Raw genomic sequence first — 22,940 nt, 5'->3', positions numbered from 1 at the left:
ATGTCAGAGCAAAACGTTAAAAAAGTAGTACTAGCTTATTCAGGTGGCCTGGATACGTCTGCCATTATCCCTTGGCTCAAAGAAAACTATGATTGTGACGTGGTGGCCTTTGCCGCAGACGTTGGACAGGGTGAAGAAGAGCTGGAAGGCCTGCACGAAAAAGCCATCGCTTCGGGTGCCAGTGAGTGTTACATCGTTGATTTAAAGGAAGAGTTTGTTAAAGACTATATTTTCCCAACGATTCAAACCGGGGCTGTGTACGAGGGCGAATACCTACTGGGAACCTCCATGGCCAGACCAGTTATCGCCAAAGCGCAAGTGGAAGTAGCCCGTAAAGTCGGTGCGGATGCCTTGTGTCACGGTTGTACCGGTAAAGGCAACGATCAAGTGCGTTTTGAAGGTGCGTTTGCTGCCCTTGCCCCCGATTTAAAAGTGATTGCCCCTTGGCGTGAGTGGGACATGGTGTCTCGTGAAGACCTGCTGGATTATCTGGCAACGCGCAATATCAAAACCACCGCTTCTGCTACAAAAATTTACAGTAGAGACGCTAACGCCTGGCATATTTCTCACGAGGGCGGAGAATTAGAAGACCCTTGGTGTGAGCCTTCTAAACAAGTTTGGACCATGACCGTTGATCCGGAAGATGCGCCGGATGCGCCGGAAACCGTGCAATTGAGTTTTCAGGAAGGCATGATCACTCATGTTAATGGTGAACTTCTGTCGCCTTTGCAAGCTTTGGAAAAACTCAATGGTATCGCCGCGGCTCACGGTGTTGGCCGTATTGATATCGTAGAGAATAGACTGGTGGGCATGAAATCCAGAGGTTGTTATGAAACCCCCGGCGGCACGCTTATTTACAAAGGGTATAAAGCCATCGAAACTTTGGTATTAGATAAACACTCGTTAAAACACAGAGAGAGCTTAGGGCTTGAGTTTTCTCATGTACTGTATGACGGTCGCTGGTTCACACCACTATGTCAGGCATTGTTGGCGGGAGCGCAGGCATTTGCGCAACAAATTACCGGTGATGTGGTCATTAAACTTTACAAAGGTAACGCCACTGTGATCCAAAAAGCCTCGGTGAATAGTCTTTATTCAGAGGATTTTGCTACCTTTGGTGCGGATGATGTATACGATCAAAAGCATGCGGAAGGATTTATTCGATTATATAGTCTTGCCAGCAGAATTAAGGCAATGCAGGCGAAGCAATAAGGCATATTGAGGAAACGTTATGGCGCTATGGGGCGGTAGGTTCAAACAACAACCTAGTGAATTGTTTAAAAAATTTAATGACTCTTTGCCTGTGGACTATCGTCTGGTGGAGCAGGATATCCAAGGGTCAATCTGCTGGTCTAAAGCGCTGGAGCAGGTGGGGGTGTTAAGTTCCGATGAACAGCAGGCACTGCAAACAGCGCTATTGACTCTGTCTGAAGAGGTAGAGAAAGACCCGCAACAGATTCTCACTTCGGATGCCGAAGATATCCATAGTTGGGTTGAGCAGAAGCTGATCCAGGCTGTGGGTGATTTAGGTAAAAAGTTACATACGGGTCGCAGTCGTAACGACCAGGTGGCCACAGATCTCAAGCTTTGGTGTAAAGCCAAAGGTGAGGAGCTGTCGCTGGCACTTGTGAGTCTGCAGCAGGCGTTGATGGATCTGGCGCAGCGTGAGAAAGGAACGGTACTTCCGGGATATACCCATTTGCAACGGGCACAACCAGTCACCTTTGGTCATTGGTGTTTGGCCTACGTGGAAATGTTTGACCGGGATATCGGGCGGCTCAACGATGCCCTTTATCGAGCAGACACCTCTCCGCTGGGTTCAGGTGCGCTTGCTGGCACCGCCTATCCTATAGATAGACACGCTCTGGCCAGTGATCTGGGTTTTCGCAGACCCACCTTGAATAGCTTAGATGCCGTGTCAGACAGAGATCACGTCATTGAGCTGATGTCCTGTGCCAGCATTAGCATGATGCACTTATCGCGCTTTGCCGAGGATCTTATCTTCTACAATAGTGGCGAGGCCGGGTTTATTGAATTAAGCGATCAGGTGACGTCTGGCTCTTCATTGATGCCACAAAAGAAAAACCCGGATGCGCTGGAGCTGATCCGGGGCAAAACGGGGCGGGTGTACGGTTCGTTAAGCGGTATGCTAACCACCATGAAGGCGCTGCCTTTGGCCTACAATAAAGACATGCAGGAAGACAAAGAAGGTCTGTTTGATGCCATGGATAGCTGGCAACTTTGTTTGCAAATGGGTGTATTAGTGGCCGAAGGGATCAAGGTGAATAGCAGTGCTACCTTGGCAGCAGCACAGCAAGGCTACGCCAATGCCACAGAATTAGCTGATTACCTGGTGAGCAAGCAAATACCCTTCAGAGAAGCCCACCACATTGTTGGTGAAGTGGTACTCAAAGCCATCTCCGAAGGCAAAGCGCTGGAAGAGTTTACCTTAGCTGAACTACAAGTGTATTCCTCATTAATTGGTGAGGATGTTTATCAATACCTCACTATTGAGTCTTGTCTTGATAAGCGCCAGGTCTTAGGTGGGACATCCCGAGAGCAAGTGGAACTGGCACTGGACACTTCCCGACGAGATCTGGCTGACATCTTCCCAAGCCAGGTAATGGGCAGTCCTTCTGAGCCACAAATTCAAATAGCCCTGCGCCATGTTCAGCAGCGACTTAACGCCCAAAAAGCCGCTGCGTTAAGTGTACGTCAGGCAAAAATGACCGACGTAGATGCCATTGAGAATATTGTTAGTTTTTGGTCTGACAAGGGGGAAACCTTACCTCGAAGCCGCGACAACATAGTGCACGACATCCAAAACTTTGTGGTGGCTGAACTGGATGGCAAAGTTATCGGCTGTGCCTGTCTTTATATTTACCAAACCGGGCTTGCTGAAATTCGCTCAGTAGGTGTGCAATCGGATATTCAGGGTAAAGGCCAAGGTAAAGCCATGATCCAGTATTTGCTGGAACAGGCTCGTCATATTGAATTAAAGCGGGTTATTGTACTGACTCGCGTGCCAGACTTTTTTGCCAAGTTAGGTTTTGTTACGACCGATATGGGGGGATTACCTGAAAAGGTCATCAAAGACTGTGATATCTGTCCTAAAAAGCACGCCTGTGATGAGGTGGCTATGGAGTATCTGGTTGGACTACCCGGACCGGAACAATTACAGAGTCAGTTGATTGCAAAGGTCTCGGTGGGTTAATAAAATAACCTATTGTCGATTCGAAGCCGCAATTTCTTGCGGCTTTTTTATTTGTCTTATAGTGTTAAGTTACAACTAATTAACATATTTATTAGCACCTTCCAGATTCTTAAAAACAAGGGACTGGAAGTAGGGATCATCCTCTTTATATGAAAATGTCGCAAAAGTTAGTCATCGCCTTTGTAACGGCGGTGGTTTTACCTTCTGTCATCATCAGTATATTGATGGTGCAGCATGGTAAACGCCAGGCGATTGAAAACTTCACTTTGTCTAACGAGCGGGAAGTCAGACAGATAAATAATGGTTTGACCATACTGCTGCAGAAAATTGCGGAAAGTGTCGATTACCTGGCTGGGCTGGAGGCAGTCTCTAAGGGGCAAGATGGTTTAACCCAATACCTGACGACAGCAACTGCTACTATGATGCAACCGCTCGCGGGTTCGGCGGTAGAGCGAGATATATTTACCCTTTTCGAGGATTTTGCCCAAAGTAATCCCGACCTAACCTACATCTACATGGGTAATGAGCAGGGAGGGTACGTATCCTGGCCACAGGAAGCTATTTCCCGGCAATATGATCCGCGTATTCGACCTTGGTACACAACGGCAGTGTCTGCTTCAGGCGAGATTGTCCGTACCGATGCCTATTATTGGAAAATAGGCGATAAGGTCATCGTCAGCACGGTTAAAGCGCTTTATGGACAAAATGGCGGCCTTGCAGGTGTGATAGGCATGGATTTGTCCATGAAAAGTCTGACACAGCGCATTGCCCAGATAAAACTCGGCAAGTCTGGGTTTGTCATGTTAGTGGAGGATAGCGGCACCATTCTGGTAGACCCCAATCGTCCGGAAAACAACTTCAAGCACATCAATGATATCTACGGCGGAGCGCTTGCCTCGGTGTTTGCCATGCAGTCGGGCTATACCCAAATTAACCTAGATGATGAGAGTTATTACGCTTCCGTTTATAAATCACCGCAACTGGGCTGGAAGTTTATTGGGATCAGTCGTGAAGAAGAGATTTTGGCTGAGGTGAGCCAGCTGCTGGAAATGAATATCATCGTCGCGTTATCACTCATGCTGTTGTTTGTCACCTTAGCAGTGCTGTTATCTAAAGTAATAAACGGACAGATTGAAGAACATCAACAGCAATTAATTGCGGAAAAAGAGCGAGCCGAAGCTGCCGTGCAGGCCAAAGGTGAATTTTTGGCTAATATGAGTCACGAAATTCGCACTCCCATGAATGGTGTGATTGGCATGTTAGGCTTATTGCTGGATACCAAATTAGAACAGCAGCAAGCGCGATATGTAAGATTGGCACAATCCAGTGCGGAGTCCTTGCTAGATCTAATCAATGACATTCTGGATTTCTCAAAAGTCGAAGCGGGTAAGATCGAACTGGAATCTATTGATTTTGATGTGCGAGCGTTATTTGATGAAGCCATCGAAAGCCTGGCACAGCGAGCCGAGGAAAAAGGCCTGGAGCTGGTTTTGGATGAGGTGGATCTTGAGCGTTGTTGGGCTAATGGCGATCCTGGACGTATCCGTCAGGTGCTTAATAACTTAGTGGGTAATGCCATTAAGTTTACCTCGCAAGGTGAAGTGGTGGTCAAAGTCGGTATTGAAAAAGCCACAGATTTAACCTGGCGTCTACAGTGCACGGTATCTGATACTGGTATTGGCATCCCACCTGAAAAGCTTGAAAGTTTGTTCAGTTCTTTCACGCAAGTGGACAGTTCCACCACGCGCAAATACGGCGGCACAGGATTGGGACTGGCTATTGCAAAACAGCTTACCGAAATTATGTCCGGCCGGATTTGGGTGGAAAGTGAGTTTGGCAGTGGCAGCACCTTTGGCTTTGAAGTATTGCTTGCTCCTGGGAAACAAATTCAGGTACCCAAGATTAAGGCGTCGGTGCGTGGCAAACATATTTTGGTGGTGGACGACAATGCCACCAATCGCGAGGTACTGAGCAAGCAATTGAAAAAATGGGGTGCCGAGGTGGCGGAAGCTGAAGATGGCGTCAGTGCTCTAAAAATATTGCGCCGCAACCCTGATTTTGATGCCGCTATCCTGGACATGCAAATGCCCGGCATGGATGGAGCTTCATTGGGTAAAATGATCCAGGAGGACGCGATTACCCAACGAGTACCAATGATAATGATGACCTCAATTGGTAATACGCGTGATCCAAGTTTTTTTGCTCAAATCGGGTTTAAAGCCTATTTTACCAAACCAGTGACTTGCTCCGATCTTTATGATGCACTGGTTGTGGTGTTAGATGGTGGAAGTAACTTCGACAACAACTCGATGGTCACAAAAGAGCAGCTCAAACAATATAAATCCTATGTGAAAGAAGCTCGAACCCGTTTGTTGCTTGTGGAAGATAATGTTATTAACCAAGAGGTAGCCAAGGGGATGTTAGGTGGATTGGGCTATGAGGTGGAAACAGCAGAGAATGGTTTAAAAGCGCTGGATATACTTGCCGCACAGGACGATCCTCACGCCTTTGCAGCGGTTCTGATGGATTGCCAGATGCCCAAAATGGACGGTTATGAAGCTACCAGGGCAATCCGTAGCGGTGCTCAAGGTATAGAGAATACTTCGATCCCTATTATTGCTATGACGGCCAATGCCATGAAAGGCGACCGCGAGAAATGCCTTGCCGCAGGTATGGATGATTACCTTTCTAAGCCGGTCTCTGCAGAGGAACTGCAAACTAAACTGGATGTTTGGTTGGGAGTGGAAAAGCGCACGGAGGATGTCAGTGAAGTTCGAATTGATGTTGCTGACTTTTATGAGTCCGATAGCTCACTCGACGACAATGATAGAGTTTGGGATAAACAGGGATTCATGGAACGCATCGGCAATAGCGAAACCCTGGCAACCAGGCTAATTGGTTTGTTCAGGAGTTCCATGCCGGAAGAACTCGCCAAGTTGAGCCAGTACGTCGATACAGAAAACTGGAGTGAAGTGGGCAAACTGGCCCATAAAATAAAAGGTTCTAGTGGCAGCTTAGGCGCAGTTAAAGTATCCGCCTGCGCAGAGAAAATAGAATTAGCTGCGCGCAAAGAAGACGCGCAGAAAGTGCAGATTAAATTAGCTGCGTTACAAAATCATGTGGAAGATTTTATTGCGGTATTGCCCTGACGAGCAGGGCCTTTAATCGATCACAAGCTGACGCGTTTGTATGGACGGTATTCTGCGTGCCAGAAGAAGCGGTCTATGCGCTCCAGAATAACCTCGTCGCTTACTTGTAGTGCCAGGTTTTGCTGCTGAGCTTGTTTGGCCACAGCAAAAGCAATCTTTCTACTCACCTGTTGCACTTCCCTTAGAGGTGGCAATAAATCTCCTTCGCCAGTGTTAGCTAGCGGTGAGCACTCAGCTAGTGTAGAACTGGCGGTCAATAGCATTTCGTCGGTAATGCGACTGGCTTTACTGGCTAATACGCCCAAGCCAATGCCAGGGAAAATGTAACTGTTATTACACTGGGGAATATTGAATTTCTGGCCTTCAAATTCCACCGGTAAAAACGGACTACCAGTGGCCACAATAGCGCGCCCGTCGGTCCATCGAATAACATCGGCAGGGTGCGCTTCAACCTGTCTTGAAGGGTTGCTCAAGGGAAAGATAATAGGGCGTTCAACATGGCTGGCCATGGCCTTGATGACTTCTTCCGTAAAGAGTCCACCAACACCTGATACGCCAATGATAACCGTTGGCTTAGCATTGTTGACCACTTCCAACAGTGAAGGGAATTGGCCGGCAAACTGCCATTTTTTCAGATTGCTACTGTCTTGCGCCAGACATTGTTGAAAGTCCCGTAAATCACGAGTTTGGTCGGTAACTAAACCGTGTCTGTCCACCATGAAAATCTGGCTTCGGGCCTTTTCTGGTGCTAGTCCCTCTGCGCTCATTTGTTGAATGATTTGCTCAGCGATACCGCATCCCGCTGAGCCCGCACCGACAAATACCACGTTCAATTCTTTCAACTGAGTTTTGATGGCCTTAGTGGCGCACATTAGTGTACCCACGGTGACAGAGGCGGTGCCCTGAATGTCATCGTTAAAACAACAAAACTTGTCGCGATAGCGTTGTAATATCGGCGTGGCGTTGTGTTGCGCGAAATCTTCAAATTGGATCATGACTCCAGGCCAGCGTTTTTCCACTGCATTCATGAATAGTTCGATAAACTCATCGTATTCTGACTGACTAATACGTGGGTGACGACAGCCCATGTACATAGGATCTTCCAAAAGCTTTTTGTTGTTGGTACCCACATCGAGCATAATAGGCATAGTATACGCCGGACTAATACCACCACAGGCGGTGTAAAGTGCAAGCTTACCAATGGGAATGCCCATACCGCCTATGCCCTGGTCACCTAATCCAAGGATGCGCTCACCATCGGTAACTACAATGACTTTAACATTGCGTTTAGTAGCATTACGCAAGATGTCGTCGATATCGTGTCGGTCGGCATAAGATAAAAACAAACCTCTGGACTTGCGGTAGATATCTGAAAACTGTTCACAGGCATCACCCACCGTTGGGGTGTAGATGATGGGCATCATCTCGTCAATGTGCTCCTGAATCAGACGATAATAGAGCGTTTCATTAGTATCCTGGATAGCCCGCAAATAAATGTGTTTATTCATAGGATCAGCAAAACTGGAATACTGTGCCCAACAGCGCTCTAGCTGCTCTTCAATGGTTTCGTAGCGTGGGGGTAAAAGGCCCGCCAGGTTAAATGCAGCTCGCTCGTCGTGGCTGAAGGCACTACCTTTGTTTAACAAAGGTGTTTCTAACAGAGCGGGGCCAGCGTAGGGGATATACAAAGGATCGTTGTTATCTTGATTCATAATGCTTTTATCAGGGTCAAATTATTGGAAGTATAACGGTAAAACAGGTTTTATTGTGGGCAATTGCGCTGGTAAGACGAGCAACGCAGTTGCGCGTTGCACTTAAAAAATCTCATCTTCCAGTGCGTTTTTTTGCTCTTCGTCTTGAGTCTCATCGATAATCTCATGCTCAGCAACCCACTCTACAGGTTCCGTACCGGTGATGAAATATTCGAATTTGGATGTGTGATCCGTGCGACCGGTGAGTTTCCCGGTACCGCGATCGATGCGCACCGAGACAATATTTTCGGGGATGGCTTTACTCATTTCTGGTGAGTCCGCCAAGGCCTTTTGCATATATCGGATCCACGCAGGTTGCGCGGCTTTGGCACCATCTTCACCACCTTGCATTGCGTTTCCAATGATGGTGGTTTTATGCGGATTATTGTTGATGAGATAAGGATAAGCGGCTGTTCTGCCTAGGGAACGACTGGGATCGTCAAAGCCAACCCAGACAGTGGCCACCAGATCCGGAGCAAAGCCACTAAACCAGGTATCTTTTGAGTCATTGGTGGTACCGGTTTTTCCCGCCAGATCTTTACGTCTGATTAATGAGTTAGCCCGCCAGCCAGTGCCACGCCAGTAGGTTTTATTCCGAACACTACCGCTACCTGTGATGGCGGTTCTCAACATTTCCGATACTAAAAACATATTTTGGCTGCTCACCACTTGTTCCGCTTGTGGCGGCAGTGGGTTTAAATGCTCGTCGTTGTTAGGGTTATCTCCGACTTCTGGTTGCCCCAACTGTGCCGTTAAACCTTCGGTTTGCTCACATACGGGACAGGCGGTAAGAGGATTGGCATGCCATACATATTCTCCATATTGGCCTTCAATGCGCTCGATAAAATGAGGGCTGACTGCGTAGCCTCCATTAGCAATGGTGACAAAGCCATTGGCAACTTCAATTGGCGTGATCGAGGCCGAACCCAGAGATAGTGATTCATCGCGTGGCAGGTCTTCCATTTGAAAACCAAATTTGCGCAGATGATTGCGCACATTATCGATACCAACTGCCCTCAGCAGTCGCACTGCCACCACGTTCTTAGATTTACCCAAGGCGATACGCATGCGAATAGGGCCGTCGTAAACCGCCGGAGAGTTTGCTGGACGCCATGCTCGTCCTGAGCTTCTGTCCCATTGATTTATTGGGGCATCATTAATTACCGAAGCAATCGTGTGGCCTTGTTCAAGGGCTGCAGAGTACAAAAAGGGTTTGATATTGGAGCCCACTTGCCGTTTTGCTTGTGTGGCACGGTTAAATTGACTTTGATAAAAACTATAGCCTCCAACAAGTGCACGTACCGCCCCGTTATTGGGATCCAGTGCCACTAAGGCACTACTGGCCTCTGGAAATTGTGATAACTGCCAACGGTCATCCTCATCTCGTTGACGTATCCAGATCAGCGCACCTTCCTGAAGGATATCACTGGCAGTTTCGGGAGGCGTACCTTGTCGTGTATCCGTGATGTAGGGTCTTGCCCACGCCAGACCATCCCATTCGATGCGATGAAAGGCTCCACTTTTATCAATAACTGTTATCGCCTGTTCGAATACATTGGTAACAACTGCGGGGCGCAGCGGACCATAGTTGGAAAAGCCCTTAAGATGACTGACAATCTTTTGTTCTGACCAAGCCATATCGGGGATAAAACTGCCATCATCAGCCTCTTCTGATGGCGGCGACTTGCGCCATAGTTGGCCGATAATACCGCGATAACCGTGACGTTCATCATAATCATGTAGATTTTGTCTTAGCGCTGCGATAGCGGCTTTTTGGCTTTCATAGTCGGCGGTGGCATACACTTTATAGCCACCAGTTTCGGCTTCTTCCTTACCGTAAATAGATACCATTTCGTTGTAGATTACATCCGCCAGATAAGGCGCATCAAGTTCGATTTCCGCTCCGTGCAAAGCCGCACTTACCGGTTCGTTGGCCGCCGATTCATATTGTGCTCTGGTGATAAACTTTTCGCTTAGCATTCTACCTAAAACAACCCGACGTCGATCAACAGAGCGCTCCGGACGACTAATGGGATTCATTGTGGAAGGGGCTTTGGGCAAACCCGCCAATGTGGCGATTTGAGCTAAATTGAGCTCATCTAAAGATTTGCCGTAATAAACTTGTGCTGCTGCACCAAATCCGAAGGAGCGATGACCTAATTCTACTTTATTGATATACAGCGAGAGGATCTCGTCTTTGGTGAGCACTCGCTCCATGTGCCAGGCGATAAAGATCTCTTTGAGCTTACGCACAAAGGTTTTATCACGGGTTAAGAAAAAACCTCTGGCCAGCTGCATGGTAAGTGTACTGCCACCTTGGCTGAGACGTCCGGTCACCATTAAGTTGAATGCAGCCCGTATGATACCGATTGGGTCTATGCCAGGATGCTCGTAAAAGCGGCTATCTTCTGTTGCCAAAATAGCATCGATAAGTTGTTGCGGAACTTCTTCTAGTGTCACCGGGATACGGCGCTTTACACCGTATTGCGATATTAATCGACCATCACGGGTATAGATTTGCATTGGTGTTTGCAGCTTTACATCTTTCAGGATCTCAACGCTGGGCAATTCGGGTCGAATATAAAAATATACACCTGCAATGGCACCTACACCCAAGACCGACCCAAGGGCGAATACACTGATCAAATACTTAAGCCACTTACTCACGTGTAGGTATGTTCCTGTGCCATATCCAAATGATTATCTGCCAAGGGCAGAACTATTAACTTTGAAGAATTAGAGCGTGCTGCTTATTTTATATTAAAAAGGGGGGATATGTGAAACGCTCAGGCTATCCATTTTGTTACTAATAACGAGTAAAGCTTCCCAAATTTGCCTATTTCTAAGAGAAATAACGCCCCTTTGGCTGATAAAACTAAAGTAAATCCGTAAAACAACGAAATAATGACAATAAGCGTCGCTGAATTGCATGAAAATTAATACGTTAGTGTCACCAGAACTAACTATTTTTGTTACATATTTTAAAAATTATTCTATGATTCTAAAGAGTAGATTAAAGAGATAGCAACTTGAATCTCACGCTGAGCAACAATAAAAAACAAATATTGGGTGTCGATATTGGCAGCCGATTCGTCAAGGCTGTATTACTTTCTCAGAAAGGTAAACGCTTTTGTATTGATGCTATTGCCTGCGAAGCCATTTATGGTGACGCTTTTCAGGAGCGTGAAATCAAAGATTTCGATGCTGTGAGCCACGCCATTAAAAAACTCAGAAAGTCCCTTCAGAACAATCCCAAAAGCGTTGCCATGGCGGTGTCAGGTGCCACGGTATTGACCAAAGTCATCGATATGGACAGCGGTTTGAGTGATGTGGATCTTGAAGCGCAAATTGAGATTGAAGCAGATAGTTTAATCCCTTACCCAATTAATGAAGTTTATATCGACTTTGAAGAAATTGGAGCTTGCGCCAGGAAACCGGGGCGCTCCGACGTTTTACTTAGTGTTGCCCATAAAAACATTGTTGAGAATCGTACTTTGCTTTGTGGTGAAGCCGATTACAATTTAAAAGTCATGGACATTGAAGGTTATGCCTTGGGAAATGCAATGTTAAATCTGGGGCAATTTCAAACTGACGAAGTGGTGTTTTGTTTGTCGATTGGTGCAGCACAGTTGCAGCTTACGGCCATAAAGGATAACCAAGTTATCATGAGTCGCGAATTACCCTATGGTACCGATGCGTTAGTCAATGATATGGCGATGGCCTATGAGTTACCGAAAAACGAAGTGCAAAAGGGGTTGCTGTCTGGCGACCTTCCCGAAAACTGGCGGGATGTAATGTACCCACAATTTTTATCTTCTTTGCAAATGCAGATCAATCGAATCTTGCAATTGTATGTCACCACTTTTAATGCCGAACAACCCGGAAAAATATACCTTTGCGGTGGCGGTGCAACCATCTCAGGTTTGAGCGAAGACCTGGCCATGGATATGCAACTGGAAGTTGAAGTGTTCGATCCATTTGAGCATTGTGACAGCGCTAAAAATGTCGATTTGAGTGAATTTAAAGGCGCACAATTTGCGATTGCAGCGGGTCTAGCGTGGCGGAGTTTGAGCACATGTCACATATAAACTTATTGCCATGGCGCGAGAAGCTACGAGAGAGACAAAAACAGGCTTACCTGGCGTTATTGGGTGGCGCTTCTGTAGTGATGGTATTGGTTGTTCTGGGTATCGGCGAGTTTCTGGATACCATGATCAATAACCAGAAAGTCCGCAATCAATTTCTGGAAAAAGAAATCGCCATTGTGGATACCAAGATTGGTCAGATAGCTACTATTAAACAACAAAAAGAAAATATTGAGAAGCGTATTTCGCTCATACAGCAGCTTCAGGAACATCGCAATGTCAGTCCTGTTGTATTGGATGAACTGGCTAAGATTGTGCCCAGTGGTATTACCTTCAGAAAACTGGTGCGCAAAGAAAACGCCATTGAATTGCAGGGCGTGAGTGAGTCAAATAACCGTTTGTCAGAGTTTATGCGTCGTCTCGATAACTCCAAGGTATTTATCAGTAGCGAGATTTCATCGGTAAGGGCAGATACCTCTACATCTGAAGCCATCAGTGAATTCCGGCTGTCCTTTATGATTAGTCCAACCATTGCACCACCCTTAGTGAGTCTGGAAGAAGTGGAGCAAGCGAAATGAAGTTCGATTTCAACAAACTCAAGGAAATGAATGAGCTGGACTTCGAACAGATTGGCTACTGGCCTTTTGAGGTTAAAACGGTTTTTGCTATCGTGGTGAGTTTGTTAGTGGCTGGTGGGGCATTTTATTTTCTGGTGAAAGATAAGTTGCCTATGCTGGATGCTGTTCAGAAAAAAGAATTTGAACTGCGCAATACTTATGAAGCCAAATATTTGGTAGCAGCCAACCTTGGGGCTTATCAGCAGCAACTGGAAAAGTTACAAGAGGATTTCAAAAAGGTGGTTAAATCGTTACCCACCAGCAATGAAACGCCGGGATTATTAGATGATATCACTTTAGTGGGTACTTCTTCCGGGCTCACCTTTAAAGCCATTAATTGGCAAAATGAGATCCCCAAAGAGTTTTACACAGAACTCCCCATAAAGATTGAGGTTAAAGGCCGCTATCATCAGTTTGGTGCATTCTTTTCGAAAGTGGCCTCTCTCCCTCGGATTGTCACCATTCACGATTTTCAACTGGATCCGCAAAGTAGCGATATAAAACTGACAATAGAAGCTAAAACCTATCGAGCAGGAGCGGAGGTGGAGGCGCAATGAGACTGATATTTGCCCTATCATTTAGTTTACTATTGGCCGGTTGCAGTGCTGATACTTCTGATTTGCAGCAATTCATTGCGCGCGTGCAAACATCAACACCGCCACCCATTGAGCCCTATCCTGAATTTGAGCCGGTTCCAGCCTTTCAATACAGTGCTGAAAACCTACGTAGTCCGTATGAACGGCCTAAAAATCAAGGGTTAGATGTACAGGAACTGACGCAAAACAGCTGTGCTCAACCGGATTTAACCAGAGCCCGAGAGCCTTTGGAAGCTTATGGTACAGACGCACTAACGATTCAAGGTTTCTTTACCAGCAAGAATAAGAATTGGGTATTGATCACCGCCAGCGATGGCAGTTTGCATAGGGCTACTGTAGGAGACCATTTAGGTTTGTTCTTTGGCCGAATTACCCGAATAGAAAATGATACGGTTTACTATACTGAGCAGTTACCCGATGGAGCTGGATGCTGGCAAGTAGAAAACTCAAAACTCACGATGTCCCAAGGCGCCGGAGAAGCAAATAATGTTTAACAAACAAATCCTGAAGCCCTTAATGGCTTCGCTACTTCTGATTTTTCTGGCAACGACAACTAGTGCCCGGCAGAGTGATGTGCGACTTGTGGATCCTAATGCGGTGCAATCTCAATCTGCCATGACCACATTGGTAAATATTGATTTCAAGCAACTGGAAGATGGCAGTGGTGAGGTCATATTCGAGTTTGATAAAGACGATTTTCAAGTTGTACTAGCTAAGGAACATCGTTTATTGCATTTAACACTGCCAGGCACCTCATTAGGCGAAGGGCAACTTATGCGTCTGAATGTCTCTGAATTCGCTACGCCGGTTGAATATATTGAAACCTTTGAAGATGCCTTGCAAAGCTCTGCGGTTTTTGAACTGTCAGAGGATTTTCTGCACAGCCATGAGAAACAACAAAATCGCTTATTGATTACAATTAATGCCGTCAAGGAAGCGGATAATAAATCACAATTCAAAGCACAGTTTTCTGGTGAGCCAATTTCTTTGGACTTCCAGGATGTGCCGGTCAGGCAAGTGCTGCAAATTATTGCTCAGGTGAACGGTTTCAATTTGGTTACCACTGATTCGGTTGAGGGCAATGTCACAGTAAGTTTATCTGATGTGCCATGGGATCAAGCACTGAATATCATTCTACGTATCAAAGGATTAGATCAGAGAATGGAAGGCAACATATTGCTGGTGGCCCCTGCAGAGGAGCTTGCTGCTCGCGAGGCGCAAATGTTGCAATCAAAACAAGAAGCGGCTCAACTGGCGCCACTGAATACAAGGCACGTTCAAATCAACTATGCCAAAGCTGAAGAGCTAGCGCTTATCCTCAAGTCTCCCGAAGGTGGTGTATTAGGTAGTCGCGGCACCGCAACTGTAGATAACCGCACTAATACCATTATTATTAAGGATACAGCTGAGTCAATTAACGAAGCAGTGCAGATGATTGAATTACTGGATGTTCCCGTGCGTCAGGTACTGATTGAATCACGTATGGTGACCGTGCGCGACGGCGTCGACGAACAGTTGGGAGTCCGTTGGGGCTTTAGCGACCGGCAAGATGAAGATGGCGTTTCGGGGTCTCTGGTGGCAGCAGATCAGCTTTCCGCGGGTACCGTACCTTCAATCGATGATAGGTTGAACGTTAATTTGCCGGTTAGCTCTCCTGCGGGGCGCATCGGTTTTACCGTAGCACGCCTGGTGGACGGTACTATTCTGGATCTGGAGCTATCCGCGCTTGAGACGGAAAATAAAGGCGAGGTCATCGCCAGTCCCAGAATAACTGTCGCTAATCAACATGAAGCTTATATTGAACAAGGCACCGAGATACCTTATGTTCAAGCCACCTCCAGTGGCGCTACCTCAGTAGAATTTAAAAAAGCGGTATTAAGTATGATGGTGACGCCCCATATTACCCCTGATAATCGCATTATTTTGGATTTAGTGGTTACCCAAGATACCCGTGGTGAGACAGTGTCTACACCCACTGGCCCGGCCGTTGCGATAGATACTCAGGAAATAAGCACACAGGTACTGGTGGAAAACGGCGAGACCATAGTGCTTGGCGGTATTTTCCAGCAAACCATCTCTGATGCGGATACAAAAGTACCACTGCTGGGTGACCTACCAGTACTTGGAGGATTGTTCAGAAACAGCCAACAAGTGAACGACAAACGGGAGCTGTTAATTTTTGTGACGCCAAAAATTCTGACGGATTCCTTGTAAAACCCCAAAAAATCCCCATATCCAGCGAGTTATTCGAAGCAAACCGAAGATAAGGCAAGCAAAAGGGTTGCCAAATCGCGCCTGTAACTGAGATAATCCCGCTCTCGAAAATCGAGCGAGGTTGGAATTTCCATTTTTTTAGATTGTTGACGTAGATAAAATGGCCGAAAAAAGAAACATTTTTTTAATAGGGCCGATGGGGGCTGGTAAAAGCACCATTGGCAGACATCTGGCAGACGAATTACACTTAGAATTTTTTGACTCTGATCAGGAAATAGAAAAACGCACTGGTGCGGATATTTCCTGGGTATTTGATATTGAAGGCGAAGAAGGTTTTCGCGATAGAGAAGAGTCTGTCATCACTGATTTAACCGAAAAGCAAGGCATTGTACTCGCCACTGGCGGTGGCTCAATCGTGCGTAATTCTGTGCGCAACCGATTGTCAGCCAGAGGCATTGTTGTGTATCTGGAAACGACTATTGACAAACAAGTGGCTCGAACGCAAAGAGATAAGCGTCGCCCGCTGTTGCAAAATAACGATCCAGAACAAGTACTGAAGGGATTAGCGGGAGAGCGCAATCCACTTTATGAAGAAATTGCCGATTATACAGTTCAAACAGACGATCAAAGCGCCAGAGCAGTGGCGAATGCCATCATAAGCAAAATAGGTCTGTAACTAAATATCCTTTGGGGGGAGCGCGCATGTCGACCTTAACAGTTGAGTTGGGGGTGCGAAGCTACCCCATTATCATTTCTGAGAACCCACTTTCTCAACCAGAACTCATTAAAAAACACCTGAAAACTAATCGCCTGTTTGTGGTGACCAATCCTGTGGTTTATGGCCTGTGGGCTGAAAAGTTACGCTCTGCACTTGCTGATATAGATTTGGTGTTTATTCAGGTTCCAGATGGTGAAGAGTACAAAACACTGCACACCATGGAACAAGTGATTGGCGAGTTATTGCAAAATCACGCTGCGCGAGATGCCACTTTACTCGCGCTAGGTGGTGGTGTTATTGGTGATCTGACTGGGTATGTTGCCGCCAGTTATCAGCGCGGTATTCCGTTTATCCAGATGCCAACTACCTTGTTGTCACAAGTGGATTCCAGTGTTGGTGGTAAAACCGCAGTAAATCATGCTTTAGGCAAGAATATGATTGGTGCGTTTTATCAGCCGCAAACCGTGATCATCGATACTCAAACTTTAACCACGTTACCGCCACGAGAGTTTTCGGCGGGTATGGCTGAAGTCATCAAATACGGTATTATCTATGATGCCGAATTTTTCCAATGGTTAGAGTTGCAGCAGCAAGCCATCAAAGACTTGCAAACTGATGTCATTCAAAAAATGATTTATCGCTGTTGTGAGATAAAAGCTGAAATTGTCGCCCAAGACGAGCGAGAAAAAGGATTACGCGCTTTACTTAATCTCGGCCATACTTTTGGGCATGCCATAGAAGCTGAGCAAGGTTATGGCAATTGGTTACACGGCGAAGCTGTTTCTGCTGGCACCATAATTGCTTCAAAAGTTGCACGGCAAAAAGGCTGGTTGACAGCGTCAGAAGTCAGTCGCATTCGCAATTTACACGAGGCGTTCGACTTACCTGTGGATGCACCTGAAGACATGGGGTTCCAACAGTTTATGGCGCACATGCAGCACGATAAAAAAGTCGAAGCCGGTCAGATTCGCTTTATTATTCCGCAGGGGATTGGTAACGCGGTGGTGACCTCAGACATAGATAGTGAATTGTTAAAAAACATTTTAAGTTAGTTGTACGAATTTGATTGGACTTTGAAGGTAAATAAACCCTAAATGCAACACTCAACCTTGTTAACCGAATACACTGATATTTCACAGAGGCTGGAATATCTGGTGGCACACTCCTCGCAAATGGTGTTTGTCACCGGTGAGGATGTGGCGGTACAGCAAGGTTTTGTTGAGGCGTTTCTAGGGCAGCAAAGTCAACGGGCAAATGTGGCCTTCATTAACGCCCGACGTGGTAAAAATAGCCATTATTACCTTCAGCAGCTTTGCGAGCAGTTGCAAATTCGTCTCACCAGGGGGCACTCTCTGGTGCAGGCTTTTGCTGCTAGAGCGGATAAAAGTGAGCCGATTCTGATTGCTATCACTGCGGCTGAGAATATTCCTGAGGATGTGCTGCGAGAGCTTTGGGACCTGGTGCTGCAAAATCGCTTCGCCCGCAATGGTGAGCAAATTAATATCTTGATGTTTGGTGAACACTATTGGGCGGAAGACGTGAAATCATGGTTACCCACTAACAATAACGACAAACCGGTTTTACTGACTACTCAAACCCTTGAATATGATGAAGAAACGGAGATTGAAGGCGATCTGGACGAACTCATCGCTAACCGCAGGGCGTTGTTTCAGGAGCGCATGAAAAGCCGTGCCAACAGTCCTGTGATGAGACAATCTCCGCTAAAAATCTGGTGGGTAAAGCTTGCGTTGGCTTTGGTGTTTCTGGCCAGCTTCTCTTCCTTATTGATTTGGCAATATTTTGATGTTACGTCGGCTGCGGTGAAGGAGTTTACTCAATTTTTGTTTCAGAGTAAGTCCGCTTCGGAAATTACGAGACAGCCCGCTGAATTAGAATTAGAAGCAGAGCCAGAGAGAACGGAGTCTCTGGATAATCAGCGTGTTGCCATGAACTTCAGCGATGCAATGGAGCGTATTGAAAATAGCAACCAGTCGCAGAATTCAGCGATAGAATCAACGCTCGAAAGTGATATCAATGTTGCTACTTTCAGCAAACAAAGTGCCGACTCACCCACGTCAGAGTTTATTGCCGATATCAGTGCCGAGCAGTTAAAGCAACTAAGAGATACCGGAACTATTAGCTCCACAAGCACTAATAATGTGACTGATACTGAAAGCGCCATAGAGGCACCTGCCGAATTGGTGACCAATGGGATTAGTACTGATATCAGTGCACTGGCACAAGATAGCACCCTCAATCAAAATGGTGCAGTCGCTCAGGATGAGGCGCTATCGGCTTCCGTAATGGATGCGCTAGCCACCCTGGAAGTAATGACGTCACGGGTTACGACAACTCAAGTAGGCACAGCAGAGCAACCACAAGCTGTCGCCAGCGACCCCGTGGTTCTGAATGCCACAAACGAGCAAAACACCACACAAGACTCGATTGACCAAGCTTCACAATCTGAACAAGACTTAGTTACTGATATAGTGGAGCCGCAAAACGTTACACCTGGTACTTCTGGCACCGGGACACCAACAAACACGCCTGTTACATCCGACAATCGTAATGCACAGCAGCCGTTATCTTTAGATACTCGTCGTGGTGAAGTTAACGATTACCCCGTGGAAGACATTGTGGCACAGCCTGAGGTTACACCGGATACGGTTACTCAAGCCCTGGAAACACAGTTAAACTTGCCGTCAGGGAACAATAGCGGCTCTGATACTGTCACCGCAACAACAGATAGTGCGCTGCCAGGAGAGCAAACCACCAGCTACCAATATCACGAACCCCTATTATTAGAGTTACCGCAGAACAGTTTTGTATTACAGATATCGGGGATTAGCAGTGAATCGCTGTTACAAGAGTACCTTGTGGATAATCGATTGCTCAATGATGTCTGGGTATACAAAACTCGTCGCTATGGTGGTGATTGGTTTGTGGTGGTGCACAACCAAAATTATACCAGTCTTGATGCTGCCAGAGCTGCGGCACAGAACTTTTCGGCACAGTTTCCCGGCACGGAGCCTTTTGCCAAAAACCTAACGCAAGTACGCAATGAAATTGCCAGTGTGAATTAGCTGTAATTTTTTATCAGTCAGGTACAATCTCAGCGTTCAGTTTTTCAGGTCAGATAATAATAACAGCATGCCGCAATCTAAACACCGTGCCTTTTTAAAGTGGGCTGGTGGCAAATACAACCTCATTGAGCGCATAAATAAAGAATTGCCCAAAGCAAGTGTGTTGGTGGAGCCCTTTGTTGGTGCGGGATCAGTGTTTCTCAATACTGACTTTGAAAGCTATCATCTTAATGACATCAACGAAGATCTGATCAATCTGTATAAAATTCTGCAAACGGATAGCCAATCCTATATTGCCGAAGCTGAGCGATATTTCACGCCGGAATACAATCAGGAAAAGGTTTACTATCAGCTGCGGGATCAGTTTAATCACAGCATCGATGTGTTTCAGCGGGCAGTGTTGTTTTTGTACCTGAATCGTCACGGCTACAATGGGCTTTGTCGTTACAATCTCTCCGGCAAATTTAATGTGCCATTTGGGCGTTATAAAGCCCCTTATTTCCCGCGCAAAGAAATAGTGTTATTTGCACAAAAATCCGCAAGAGCCACATTCAGTTGTTTACCCTTTCAGCAAGTTATGCTGCAAGCGCCGGCAGATTCGGCGATATATTGTGACCCACCCTATGCGCCAGTGTCTGAAACGGCCTATTTTACGTCTTATGCCAAGCAGGGGTTTAGCTTGGCTTTGCAAGAAGAATTGGCACAACTGGCTACTGAGTTAAGTCAAAACAATGAGCGTTTTGTTTTGATCAGCAATCACGACACGCCATTTACTCGGGATATATACAAGTCTGCTAAGTTGCGAAAATTGTCGGTGGCGCGATTTATTAGCCGCAAAGGCGATGAGCGGAAAAAAGTAGCTGAACTATTGGCGGTTTATTCGCCTGCCAGGAAAGTTTTAAGGTAATACAAGATTCACCACTATTACCAAAGCTGTGATAAACAGTAAGACAAAACCAATACCCACAATCAAGTAAGGCACAAACGAGGGTTGCTGAAAATCACTGTGGTGGTTTTTAGAACTCTGCACGCCGAACATGCTGGCTGATACGCTTTTTATCACTTGCCACAAGGATGCTGGCTGAGTGGGTTGTGATTCCGAGGGCGTTTTAGTTGGCTGAGACATCAGGATAGTCCCGATTAGCTGGCTGTGCTGTTATCCTGACCGCTATCGGTGACTCTTGTCAACAGCTCCAACAAGTCCAGATAGTGGAACTGCTTACTGGCACTGCTACCTGAGAACCAAGAAACCCAACTGACACCGGACGCTTGTTGTTTGGCACAGCGATTAACCGGGTGGCTCAAGGGCAATGATTTGTCAAAGGTGCTGTCGGCGGAGCAATTGCAGAATTGCAAACTGTCATCTTCCAATTCACCAGCGAAGGAGAGCATAGCCACTAATGCTGTACTCAGTACTAACATTTTTTGATTTCTTGTGGAGAGCATATTCTCAATCCTGGTTGCAACACTTTGTTTCATTATACGTCCTGTCTGACAAAGATTAGAGGAAGTTGGTCGTTAAAAATCTGTCGTTTATCTCAGCAATCCGCTTGTTTAGCATACAAAGCGCGATATTTGGCTGTGAGTTAACATCTTGATGTTTGGACAACTTCAGTAACAAAAGTTCATAAATTTTGGATAAAGCAGTGTTTATCGGCAATATAGCAATACTAAAAAAATTGGAATGAATTTTACCTGAATAGGAAGAGATGGTTGCTGCGGGGCATTTACATAATTTATGTACTGTAGTTGTAAAGTACAGTAAGCAAAGGGACTGGCGGCCATGCATCCTGCATAACCGCCGGGATATATCCGCCGGGCTCACCCTACAGAGCCCGGCAGACATATTTGGATTGAAGCATCCGTGCTTCTGAGTGAATCTTTATTTACAGTGAGAAAGATTTGCCGATACTGAACAGGATGGTTTCGTCGCTTTCACCGCCACCCAAGTCACTGTCAGCAAACACCATAGAGATGCCAGCATCAAAACCACCGATTTCGGTGCCATAACCTACTTCAAAATATTCCCCGTCTGCTTCATCACCAAAGGTACCGAACGTACCGTAGAAACCTTCGTGCTCTAAAGTCAGGCCTAAGAATGTGTAGTCGCCGCCAGGAATGCCAAGGTCTGCGTCGTCATCCCATTCACCAATGGTGTACTCAATAGACAGCATGCCCCAACCTAAGCCAAGGTTCAGTTCGTTGTAAGCAGAATCGAAGTCACCCGTGTACTGGTATGTAGTTACGCCGATACTGGCAGACACATCTTCACTGATATCAAAACCGTAACCACCGTAAAAATCGATTTCCAGACCGTCTTCAACGTCTGCTACCCAAGTACCCAGGTAAAAACCACCCTCTTCGTAATCAAGACCGGCACTTGCTGAGGCAGACGAAGTTTGCTGAATACCGCGGAAATGGTATTCCGATACCAAACCAACATTGGCGCTAACTTCGGCATAAGAGGCTTGCGAGAATGTGCAGGCAGCAACGGCAAAAGCGATTGCGGCGCTAGTTTTAGTTAATTTCATGTGTGTTTCTCCGTTTTTTGTAGTGTGCTGGCCTAACTAGAGCAAAACTGATGCCCGTTTATTTTATCCCTTTAAGGAAGTTTTAAGTGCCGCTTAAGTGCCTGAAAAATATAGTTATATTTGGTTTTGAAAAATTTGACTGTGATTAGTTGTAGCTACAAAACCCAGCTGAACAATTCGGGTTGTGCACAAAATTAGCGCAATCGCACCAAAATAAGGCTTAGCCATATGGAGGTGTAACTGGTATTTTGTGCGCCTGGATTATTGCTTGATTGAGAGTGAAAGATGTTTGATTCGCAGGAATTCCTGATTGCCCCTTCTATCTTATCTGCTGACTTGGCACGCCTGGGTGACGATGTTGCTCGGGTAGTAGCAGCGGGAGCGGATGTGATCCACTTTGATGTGATGGATAATCACTATGTGCCCAACCTGACATTTGGACCGGCAGTATGTAAGGCCTTGCGAGATTATGGTATTACTGCAGATATCGACGTGCATTTGATGGTGAAACCAGTGGATGCCCTTATTGAGCAGTTTGCGGATGCGGGCGCCAGTTATATCAGTTTTCATCCCGAGGCGAGTGAGCATGTTGATCGCAGTATTCAATTGATTAAAGACAAAGGATGCAAAGCTGGCTTGGTATTGAATCCAGCAACCCCACTTTCCGTTCTGGACTATGTTATTTATAAGCTGGATTTCGTATTATTGATGTCGGTAAATCCCGGTTTTGGTGGACAAGCCTTTATCCCGAAAACCCTGGATAAGCTTCGCGATCTTAAACATCTGATCCAGGAGCAAGGATTAGCGACCCGAATAGAAATTGACGGCGGCGTGAAAGTCGATAATATTCGCGCCATAGCAGAGGCTGGTGCGGATATGTTCGTCGCTGGCTCAGCGATTTTTAACCAACCAGATTATCAGCAGGTAATCGACGCCATGCGCAGCGAATTGGCGCAGGTAAACAGTAAATAGTAATTATATT

The 22,940-nt window shown here is 46.2% G+C and carries 18 protein-coding genes; 13 read left to right on the top strand and 5 right to left on the bottom strand.

All coding sequences use genetic code 11. The annotated features are described in order from the left end of the window. The 3 genes from AABA75_RS18975 to AABA75_RS18965 all read left to right on the top strand — a co-directional run bounded on the left by AABA75_RS18975 (position 1) and on the right by AABA75_RS18965 (position 6,363). Positions 1-1,212 (top strand): argininosuccinate synthase, encoded by a 1,212-nt coding sequence (locus AABA75_RS18975; RefSeq protein ID WP_338294301.1) that lies wholly within the window; start codon positions 1-3, stop codon positions 1,210-1,212. 19 nt (positions 1,213-1,231) lie between these two features. Then, positions 1,232-3,214, top strand: a complete 1,983-nt coding sequence (argH, locus tag AABA75_RS18970) for an argininosuccinate lyase (protein ID WP_338294300.1) — start codon at positions 1,232-1,234, stop codon at positions 3,212-3,214. Between the two features lie 149 nt (positions 3,215-3,363). Further along, the gene (locus tag AABA75_RS18965; protein ID WP_338294299.1) at positions 3,364-6,363 is read left to right on the top strand and encodes a response regulator; all 3,000 of its coding nucleotides are present in this window, start codon (positions 3,364-3,366) and stop codon (positions 6,361-6,363) included. Between the two features lie 20 nt (positions 6,364-6,383). Here AABA75_RS18965 and AABA75_RS18960 read toward each other — a convergent pair whose 3' ends face one another. Together AABA75_RS18960 and AABA75_RS18955 are read right to left on the bottom strand one after the other, a co-directional pair. Next, on the bottom strand, positions 6,384-8,075 hold the full coding sequence (locus tag AABA75_RS18960; RefSeq protein WP_338294298.1) for an NAD-dependent malic enzyme: 1,692 nt from the start codon (positions 8,073-8,075) through the stop codon (positions 6,384-6,386). A 102-nt stretch (positions 8,076-8,177) separates the two neighbouring features. After that, positions 8,178-10,781 (bottom strand): penicillin-binding protein 1A, encoded by a 2,604-nt coding sequence (locus AABA75_RS18955; protein WP_425325587.1) that lies wholly within the window; start codon positions 10,779-10,781, stop codon positions 8,178-8,180. Positions 10,782-11,143: 362 nt separating this feature from the next. Here AABA75_RS18955 and pilM point away from each other — a divergent pair, with 362 nt between their 5' ends. The 9 genes from pilM to AABA75_RS18910 all read left to right on the top strand — a co-directional run bounded on the left by pilM (position 11,144) and on the right by AABA75_RS18910 (position 20,334). Beyond that, entirely contained in the window at positions 11,144-12,202 is a 1,059-nt protein-coding gene (pilM, locus tag AABA75_RS18950) for a type IV pilus assembly protein PilM (RefSeq protein WP_338294297.1), read from the top strand. Beyond that, the gene (locus tag AABA75_RS18945; RefSeq protein WP_338294296.1) at positions 12,190-12,777 is read left to right on the top strand and encodes a PilN domain-containing protein; all 588 of its coding nucleotides are present in this window, start codon (positions 12,190-12,192) and stop codon (positions 12,775-12,777) included. The genes pilM and AABA75_RS18945 overlap by 13 nt, the downstream gene beginning before the upstream one ends. Then, positions 12,774-13,373, top strand: coding sequence for a type 4a pilus biogenesis protein PilO (locus AABA75_RS18940; RefSeq protein ID WP_338294295.1), 600 nt, complete (start codon positions 12,774-12,776; stop codon positions 13,371-13,373). The genes AABA75_RS18945 and AABA75_RS18940 overlap by 4 nt, the downstream gene beginning before the upstream one ends. Then, entirely contained in the window at positions 13,370-13,906 is a 537-nt protein-coding gene (locus AABA75_RS18935; protein WP_338294294.1) for a pilus assembly protein PilP, read from the top strand. Before AABA75_RS18940 ends, AABA75_RS18935 begins: the two co-directional genes overlap by 4 nt. After that, positions 13,899-15,626 (top strand): type IV pilus secretin PilQ, encoded by a 1,728-nt coding sequence (locus AABA75_RS18930; RefSeq protein WP_425325586.1) that lies wholly within the window; start codon positions 13,899-13,901, stop codon positions 15,624-15,626. The genes AABA75_RS18935 and AABA75_RS18930 overlap by 8 nt, the downstream gene beginning before the upstream one ends. A gap of 160 nt (positions 15,627-15,786) precedes the next feature. Beyond that, positions 15,787-16,302: a shikimate kinase AroK gene (aroK, locus tag AABA75_RS18925; RefSeq protein ID WP_338294293.1), complete on the top strand. Its 516-nt coding sequence runs from the start codon at positions 15,787-15,789 to the stop codon at positions 16,300-16,302. A gap of 26 nt (positions 16,303-16,328) precedes the next feature. Continuing rightward, entirely contained in the window at positions 16,329-17,396 is a 1,068-nt protein-coding gene (gene aroB / locus AABA75_RS18920) for a 3-dehydroquinate synthase (RefSeq protein WP_338294292.1), read from the top strand. A 42-nt stretch (positions 17,397-17,438) separates the two neighbouring features. Next, on the top strand, positions 17,439-19,427 hold the full coding sequence (locus tag AABA75_RS18915) for an SPOR domain-containing protein (protein WP_338294291.1): 1,989 nt from the start codon (positions 17,439-17,441) through the stop codon (positions 19,425-19,427). 67 nt (positions 19,428-19,494) lie between these two features. Further along, positions 19,495-20,334 (top strand): Dam family site-specific DNA-(adenine-N6)-methyltransferase, encoded by an 840-nt coding sequence (locus AABA75_RS18910; RefSeq protein WP_338294290.1) that lies wholly within the window; start codon positions 19,495-19,497, stop codon positions 20,332-20,334. Here AABA75_RS18910 and AABA75_RS18905 read toward each other — a convergent pair. The 3 genes from AABA75_RS18905 to AABA75_RS18895 form a co-directional block, all read right to left on the bottom strand. Then, positions 20,326-20,553, bottom strand: coding sequence for a DUF2970 domain-containing protein (locus tag AABA75_RS18905; protein ID WP_338294289.1), 228 nt, complete (start codon positions 20,551-20,553; stop codon positions 20,326-20,328). The genes AABA75_RS18910 and AABA75_RS18905 overlap by 9 nt on opposite strands. A 14-nt stretch (positions 20,554-20,567) precedes the next feature. Beyond that, the gene (locus AABA75_RS18900) at positions 20,568-20,906 is read right to left on the bottom strand and encodes a hypothetical protein (RefSeq protein ID WP_338294288.1); all 339 of its coding nucleotides are present in this window, start codon (positions 20,904-20,906) and stop codon (positions 20,568-20,570) included. Between the two features lie 407 nt (positions 20,907-21,313). Further along, positions 21,314-21,958 carry a TorF family putative porin gene (locus AABA75_RS18895; RefSeq protein WP_338294287.1) on the bottom strand — a complete coding sequence of 215 codons (645 nt, stop codon included), beginning with the start codon at positions 21,956-21,958 and terminating at the stop codon, positions 21,314-21,316. A gap of 285 nt (positions 21,959-22,243) precedes the next feature. Here AABA75_RS18895 and rpe point away from each other — a divergent pair, with 285 nt between their 5' ends. Then, complete coding sequence (rpe, locus tag AABA75_RS18890) at positions 22,244-22,930, top strand: ribulose-phosphate 3-epimerase (protein ID WP_338294286.1); 687 nt, start codon at positions 22,244-22,246, stop codon at positions 22,928-22,930. Positions 22,931-22,940: the final 10 nt, after the last annotated feature.

It is taken from the genome of Planctobacterium marinum, from assembly GCF_036322805.1.
In the GTDB taxonomy this organism is placed as follows: domain Bacteria; phylum Pseudomonadota; class Gammaproteobacteria; order Enterobacterales; family Alteromonadaceae; genus Planctobacterium; species Planctobacterium marinum_A.
The sequence above is the reverse complement of the archived record's forward strand: the minus strand, read 5'-3'. Positions and strand labels throughout refer to the sequence as shown.

Excerpts from the sequence above, each read along its gene's own strand:
- argH (WP_338294300.1), top strand. The coding sequence starts at position 1,232 with ATGGCGCTATGGGGCGGTAGGTTCAAACAACAACCTAGTGAATTGTTT.
- AABA75_RS18945 (WP_338294296.1), top strand. The coding sequence starts at position 12,190 with ATGTCACATATAAACTTATTGCCATGGCGCGAGAAGCTACGAGAGAGA.
- AABA75_RS18960 (WP_338294298.1), bottom strand. The coding sequence starts at position 8,075 with ATGAATCAAGATAACAACGATCCTTTGTATATCCCCTACGCTGGCCCC.
- rpe (WP_338294286.1), top strand. The coding sequence starts at position 22,244 with ATGTTTGATTCGCAGGAATTCCTGATTGCCCCTTCTATCTTATCTGCT.
- AABA75_RS18910 (WP_338294290.1), top strand. The coding sequence starts at position 19,495 with ATGCCGCAATCTAAACACCGTGCCTTTTTAAAGTGGGCTGGTGGCAAA.
- AABA75_RS18895 (WP_338294287.1), bottom strand. The coding sequence starts at position 21,958 with ATGAAATTAACTAAAACTAGCGCCGCAATCGCTTTTGCCGTTGCTGCC.
- aroK (WP_338294293.1), top strand. The coding sequence starts at position 15,787 with ATGGCCGAAAAAAGAAACATTTTTTTAATAGGGCCGATGGGGGCTGGT.
- AABA75_RS18915 (WP_338294291.1), top strand. The coding sequence starts at position 17,439 with ATGCAACACTCAACCTTGTTAACCGAATACACTGATATTTCACAGAGG.
- AABA75_RS18940 (WP_338294295.1), top strand. The coding sequence starts at position 12,774 with ATGAAGTTCGATTTCAACAAACTCAAGGAAATGAATGAGCTGGACTTC.
- aroB (WP_338294292.1), top strand. The coding sequence starts at position 16,329 with ATGTCGACCTTAACAGTTGAGTTGGGGGTGCGAAGCTACCCCATTATC.
- AABA75_RS18965 (WP_338294299.1), top strand. The coding sequence starts at position 3,364 with ATGAAAATGTCGCAAAAGTTAGTCATCGCCTTTGTAACGGCGGTGGTT.
- AABA75_RS18975 (WP_338294301.1), top strand. The coding sequence starts at position 1 with ATGTCAGAGCAAAACGTTAAAAAAGTAGTACTAGCTTATTCAGGTGGC.
- AABA75_RS18935 (WP_338294294.1), top strand. The coding sequence starts at position 13,370 with ATGAGACTGATATTTGCCCTATCATTTAGTTTACTATTGGCCGGTTGC.
- AABA75_RS18930 (WP_425325586.1), top strand. The coding sequence starts at position 13,899 with ATGTTTAACAAACAAATCCTGAAGCCCTTAATGGCTTCGCTACTTCTG.
- AABA75_RS18905 (WP_338294289.1), bottom strand. The coding sequence starts at position 20,553 with ATGTCTCAGCCAACTAAAACGCCCTCGGAATCACAACCCACTCAGCCA.
- AABA75_RS18900 (WP_338294288.1), bottom strand. The coding sequence starts at position 20,906 with ATGAAACAAAGTGTTGCAACCAGGATTGAGAATATGCTCTCCACAAGA.